The sequence below is a fragment of the Pseudoalteromonas sp. S327 genome, assembly GCF_005886415.1.
Lineage (GTDB): Bacteria > Pseudomonadota > Gammaproteobacteria > Enterobacterales > Alteromonadaceae > Pseudoalteromonas > Pseudoalteromonas atlantica.
This window is the reverse complement of record NZ_PNDP01000044.1, coordinates 155246-161355: the sequence shown is the minus strand read 5'-3', so window position 1 is coordinate 161355 and position 6110 is coordinate 155246. Positions and strand designations below refer to the sequence as shown.

The 6110-nt window shown below is 36.7% G+C and carries 7 protein-coding genes; 1 reads left to right on the top strand and 6 read right to left on the bottom strand.

Going from position 1 to position 6110, the window contains the following annotated elements:
• Positions 1–323 precede the first annotated feature (323 nt).
• From CWB60_RS20805 to CWB60_RS14525, 5 genes are all read right to left on the bottom strand, one after another.
• Positions 324–1238, bottom strand: a complete 915-nt coding sequence (locus CWB60_RS20805) for a hypothetical protein (RefSeq protein ID WP_212746873.1) — start codon at positions 1236–1238, stop codon at positions 324–326.
• A gap of 8 nt (positions 1239–1246) precedes the next feature.
• On the bottom strand, positions 1247–2044 hold the full coding sequence (locus tag CWB60_RS14540; protein WP_138576394.1) for an SIR2 family NAD-dependent protein deacylase: 798 nt from the start codon (positions 2042–2044) through the stop codon (positions 1247–1249).
• A complete protein-coding gene (locus tag CWB60_RS14535) occupies positions 2044–2598 on the bottom strand; it encodes a non-canonical purine NTP pyrophosphatase (protein WP_138576396.1) in 555 nt (184 codons plus the stop codon). Before CWB60_RS14535 ends, CWB60_RS14540 begins: the two co-directional genes overlap by 1 nt.
• Positions 2589–3572: an amidohydrolase family protein gene (locus CWB60_RS14530; protein WP_138576398.1), complete on the bottom strand. Its 984-nt coding sequence runs from the start codon at positions 3570–3572 to the stop codon at positions 2589–2591. The genes CWB60_RS14535 and CWB60_RS14530 overlap by 10 nt, the downstream gene beginning before the upstream one ends.
• 273 nt (positions 3573–3845) lie before the next feature.
• Positions 3846–4454, bottom strand: coding sequence for a cold shock domain-containing protein (locus CWB60_RS14525; RefSeq protein ID WP_138576400.1), 609 nt, complete (start codon positions 4452–4454; stop codon positions 3846–3848).
• A 416-nt stretch (positions 4455–4870) separates the two neighbouring features.
• Between CWB60_RS14525 and CWB60_RS14520 the strand changes: the two genes are divergently transcribed.
• Positions 4871–5491, top strand: a complete 621-nt coding sequence (locus CWB60_RS14520; protein ID WP_004586627.1) for a trimeric intracellular cation channel family protein — start codon at positions 4871–4873, stop codon at positions 5489–5491.
• An 82-nt stretch (positions 5492–5573) separates the two neighbouring features.
• Here the strand turns inward: CWB60_RS14520 and CWB60_RS14515 are convergent, their stop codons facing one another.
• Positions 5574–6083 (bottom strand): DUF421 domain-containing protein, encoded by a 510-nt coding sequence (locus CWB60_RS14515; RefSeq protein ID WP_096041721.1) that lies wholly within the window; start codon positions 6081–6083, stop codon positions 5574–5576.
• Positions 6084–6110: the final 27 nt, after the last annotated feature.

Below are 6110 nucleotides of genomic sequence, written 5' to 3'. Positions count from 1 at the left end.
AATAAAAAGATCAAGAAAACACAGCTGCCTGCTTGACCGGAACTTTCTAATGGGTGACCCCTTGCCTTTTTTGACACGGCTAAATTCGCCGTCACGCTCGGAAAAAGAGAAAGCTTAAAAGACCAATCCACAAAGAGGATTAGAGGCGCTTCGCTTTTAGAGGGTAAAATAGCTTATATCAAAGCAATTTTACTAATTTAAGTTTTGATGTGTGAAGTCAAGATTTGACACCTTTTGCTTTCTAACTAAAACGTAATCCTAAATTTTGAAAAGAGCAAAATTTAGGATGGGTGTCACTGGTAATTCTGGTAATTCATTCCCGGTTAGGTAATTTTTGTGCGTTTACCCTTAGGAAACCGCACATAATCAGGATCAAGAAACTCTAACAGGTCGATTAAAGCATTTTGTAACTTTATCAAGCGAACCGAAGAACGATCTCGTGAATTTAAGTAACATTCAATTTTAGTTTCTAGCTGACTTAATAAAGGCTCTTCACCTTGTTTGACTAATTTTAGAAACTGAGAATAACCGATACATGTATAGCAAGAATCTTTCTCTTGTAGCATAAGTTCGCCAATGCCTCTTTGTTCCCCAGCCCAGATATTTAAAGAGTCATCTTGCGTAGTAAATTGCAAAATTGAGTATATTTCATCTTGTAAACTAGATAGTTTTTGAGACGTATTTATATCGCTGAACTCAATGAACTGAATTTCTTTTCGGATAATCTCTGTCCAAGCAAAATATTGAGCCATTACATACATAGTATTTTTAAGGAAATACTCTTTCTCAGTACCATCTCCTAGTCCCTCGAAAAAATACAAATCCACAACATTTTGCTTAACCAAATTAAAAATTCGACTTTGTAAATCATACGCAGAATGTACTAAGGGCCCTCTATACTTATCCATTGTTAGCTCAAGATTTACAGCCCTTTCTTCTGCGCGTAGCAGTAGCTGTAAATCAGTCTTTAGAGTTTCTAAAGTTTCATTATTCTCTCGCACAACACAACCTTTATAAGCTTCTAATTCACGACTAAACCAAAAAGAGACAAGTTTTTGACCTAGAAACCCAACCACAACTAATGCTGAAGCTGCACCACCTAAAGCAATAAATATAATATTAATAATGTCCACTTGAGTAACTCCAATGTTATTACCTGACGCCGAAATAAACGGATTAAAGTACTTGGTCAAAATGTGTAGCAAAGATAAATCTAACCAATACTTCAGTACTTTCAATTTCCTTCTTATTTATGGTCTGTAAGTTTGCTTAGGAAGTCCTCTAATGCTTCACCTGGATTTTCAATATCAGATGAAAGCATTTCAATGCCCCATTGCTCTAGAATTCGTTCTTGGACTGGGTTCGGTTTTGGCGAGAATACATATGATTTGGGTTGCGCTTCGCCAAGGTGGTGGGCTTTCCAAAGCATCGACAATTTATAGAATAGAAATCGAATATTTATATCAGCTAAACTATACCCAATAAATAATACTGATTTACCCAATACATCTGCCCTCAATTTAATGTCCAAAGGGGTTTCGAAACCTAGTCGCTCAAAATAGCTAGTTTCATCTAACACGATTGATTTATCATCATCAAAATCTCCGTGAAACTTGATGATTTGGGTACTATTACTATCTACTTTTGTAAGGTCTGCAACAGAAGATATTTTAGTATAAGGTTTTTCATGATGATCTAGGGCATACTCTAACCAACGATCATAATTTGTAGTATAAATTATTGGAAATTCAGCTTTAGCTATATTTTCATGAACTTTTGATTTCGAAACGTCAATCTTTGATGTATGCCAATTTCTATCCATCCAGCTTCTTAATGGGCCAATACTTCCCTTTTTCAAACGGTAATATTCAGCTAAAGCTAAATGGTCGCCAAATGTCTTATAAATCTCAGGGTCATAATCCAAGTCTTTAGCGATTTTATCAATTAGTGAATCCCATGATGGCAAACCAAGATTCATAGATACGCCAGCGCCAACAAAAAGTATGACATTGCCTTCTTTAAATGACCTTAACAGTTGCTCCATTATTTTTTATTCCTTTCTAAAAAAACTTTAAATTCATCAAAAGCGATTTTCCGCATTGAAATTTCATTTTTCTTATCACCCATTTCAGCAAATGTTTCTGTTTCACCTTCAGGTATAAATATGCAATCCCATTGGAAGCTTCTATCTCCTTTTGGTTCTGGAGATATAGTGCCTTTTATTGCACCTTCAAAAAAATACATTTTTTTAGCATCGCAGTAACCTATAATTGTTTTAGCAACTAGCCCAAGATTGTCTCCGTTTCCTAGTAAGGACGAAAATTTCTCTGCATTTAATTTATCCCAAAATATTTGTGTTAAGCCACCGGGAAATCCATTCAAACTGTCTATATAAAGACCAGTATGTTCTACAAAAACAGGACGTCCAACTTTCTTGAATGCTTTTAACAGTTTATCTTTAACTAATTCATTTACATTCTCTGTTTGTATTTCGTTAATTGAGTGCTTTGCAGCAACAATTGTTACACCAGTCCCCTCTAATATTTTTTGAACTTCAGCCACTTTGAAATCATTTTTTGAAACAAACCTTATTTGCATGACAATCCTTTTATGAAGCTATATTTTTTTTGTATCTCCAGCATATTTTTAATGTGTAATGAACTCTTTGTTTCACGATAAAATTCAATATAATCTTGAGTTATGCTGGACCTGTGAATGGAAGGGTTGTCTGAGCATATAACAAAGGCCACCTCATTATTTATAAACTCAATTACAGGATGTGATTCTCTCTCACCTACTGCATTTGTTAATCTATTACTTATTGGACAAACTTCGACGCATATGTCTTTCTCTTTGAGTAGTTCCAACGTTGGTTGGGATTTTATTGCAGCCGTTCCATGACCAATTCGATTAGCTTTAAAGTCATTAACAGCTATCACTATGTTTTCAAAATTTCCTGTTTCACCTGCATGAATGGTTATTTTCAGCCCAAATTCAGTTTTAGCACGAACAAACTCATACGCTAGTGCGCTAGAAACATTAATGTCTTCATTTCCAGCAAGGTCTAAACCAACAATTAAATCAGGCTTTCCTAACTTGATATAAGCGTTCAACAGTGATCGGAGTTGTTCTAGTGAGTAGTCCCCTCTAGTAACCGTAAGAATTAGGCCAGCCTTAATATCGTAAAATTCAGATGCTCTTGAGACATCTTCTAATAACCATGCCATTGCTACGTCGACATTTACTTCATTAAGCAAAGCTATATATAAAACACTATTTCGTAGTTCTACAAATCTCACATTACTCTTTCTTAGATTTTCAAATGCATCAAATACAATCAAGGTTAAATCTGATCTGCTTTTAGGAACAAACCTTAATAGCTCCCAAGGTTTGAGGTATGAAGATAAACTCTTAGCTGGTTTTATGATATTGAGGTCTTTTTCAAGGTCAAAGCCTTGTGGAATATCAATTATATTATTATTAAGTAATTTGATTACAAGTTCCGAACTGACAAGCCCATTAAGATGAACATGTAGCTCTCCTTTATCCATTTCTAGTATAAAATTTTCCATCACCTACCTATGTCAAATACGGAAACAGCTAACAGTTTATTGAATCCCACTTTGGAGGGTTATGACACCCAAAAACGGCGTATATTACATTTTTCGATATTTACACTAAACAACTAGTAAGAACTAACTACAAGGGTTATTTATTGGCCTTCATTATTTAACCCCAAAACGCTTTTTAATAATGTTATGGGATAAATTGCGAACCACTGTATTTATATACAGCCCACAGTAAACCTATCTTAAACTTAACCTTTAACTAATCGATTTATAAAATTACAACTCATCTTGGAACCTTGTATCCCTCTCACATGGGTCACCATCTCCGTCACCATCCATTTTTGTATTTGGGCAGTTATTTATAAAAAATACCGCCTCTGCACGTGAAGTCATTTGGCTACAGTGCTGCCTGCCATCGCAGGTAAAATTTTGCGTGCCTTGAGGAATAACGGTTTTTGGGTATTGCTCGTCAAAGGTGGCTAAATCGGCGTTGGTAATAACGGGAGTGTGGTTATTAAATTGCTCACTACTTTGATAATGGTTGTATTTATTTACTGCAACAAAACCAAGTACAGCGATAATACTAATTGAGGCGACTTTGCCTAAAAAACTATCAGTAAAATTAGATTTAGCAACACGATGATGGTTTGGTTTTTTATGTGTAACTTTAAGCGCAGCTACGCCTTCTATTCGGCAATTAACGGCTTTGGTTTTACCATCGGGCTGTGTAGCGACTTCAAAATAAATGGTGTCGCCCACTTTTGGCTTGCGGCTCATGTGTTTGAGCGCTGAAATGTGTATAAAGGTGTCGTGCGCTAAGGAGTCTGATTTAATAAAACCAAAGCCCTTTTCGTCATTCCACGCTTTTAACAATCCTTTGTTCATGTATTTACCTGTGCTGATTAAGCTGCGATTACGCAAATTCCATTTAAGTTAAGAGTAGTTAGTATACGTTCCTAAATTGCTACCACGCAACCAAATATTCATATTAGGTTAATTTAAATACTCAAATTGGTTGGCAAAACACTTAACCGTATAGGGAAAATTCCGAGCTTTGAGGTTTATAATGCAGCAAAAAAATAGCCTGTTTTATTTTATAAATTACGGCCATTTGTCCTTTATTCTACGACAGCTAACTTTTGCGAAGCGATTAGCTTAACAGCTTGTTTACACTAGGTTTTATTATTAGTTATTTCTATCTGAATTAAGCGTTTTTAGTGTGATTTTTCATTCGTTATTTACTTAATTTATCTATACAATCCACACCTTATTTTTACGTGCAATTTTCAAGTGATTATCTCATGCTACTAACCGTTGTTTATATTATTGGTATTACCGCAGAAGCCATGACCGGCGCACTTAGCGCAGGGCGAATGAAAATGGATTGGTTTGGCGTTGTACTGGTTGCCAGTGCAACAGCAATTGGTGGTGGTAGCGTGCGAGATATTTTACTTGGCAATTACCCGCTTACCTGGGTTCAGCACCCTGAATACCTTTTAATTACTTGTATAGCGGGCATTGTGACTACGTGGCTTGCTAAGTGGGTGGTTAAATTTAAAGGCATTTTTATGCGCTTAGATGCGCTAGGGCTTGCGGCGTTTAGCATTATTGGCTGCCAAGTGGGGCTAAATATGGGCCTGCACTATGGTATTTGTGTTGTGGCTGCAGTTGTAACCGGTGTATTTGGTGGGTTGCTGCGCGATTTAATATGTCGCCAAGCACCTTTAGTACTACATAACGAGCTATACGCGAGTGTATCGTTACTGGTTGCCTGCTTATTCCTAGCACTGCACCATTACAATATTGATGACAACATCAGCATTATTGTAAGCCTTGTTGCAGGCTACTTAATACGTATGGCGTCAATTCGCTTTAAGTGGCGTTTACCTACCTTTAGTTTGTTAGAGCATCACGCTAAATAAATTAGGCTTTAATAAAAGATAAGGCAGGTATTAAACCTGCCTTAATTAATATAAGTATAAGTATAAGTACTAGCGCCTTACTTTATTGCTCACTTACATCACTCAGCGCCGTTTTTAACCCACTGTTATTTTGCTTTAGTACGCTAAAACTGCCGTCGGTTTCTAGTACTACAGCGGCTACATCTTCTATGGCTAATATACCCGCACCACGAATGGCAGCACGAATTTCTGATTTAGTTACCCGCTGCGATTTAAGTGCCGCCGTGCAATATTCTCCATTACTCAGCAATAGCGTAGGCTCTGCTTTTATAAGCGAAGCAAATTTAGATGAGCGCACACTTAGCCACGTAATAAAATATTGCAGCCCTATTAGTACAACAAACGCGAGCATGCCCTCTAGCAGCGCAACGCTTTTTGTAATGATCACCGAGGCTAAAATAGAGCCCAGCGCAATAGTGACAATAAAATCAAACACGTTCCATTTAGAAAGCGTACGCTTACCCGATATACGCAGCCAAAATACCAGCGCTACATAACCCAGCACGCCAATAATAAGTACGCGTATTAAGCCCTGCATATCATCAAAAAACATAGTTACTCCTTTATATGCGTTATTTAC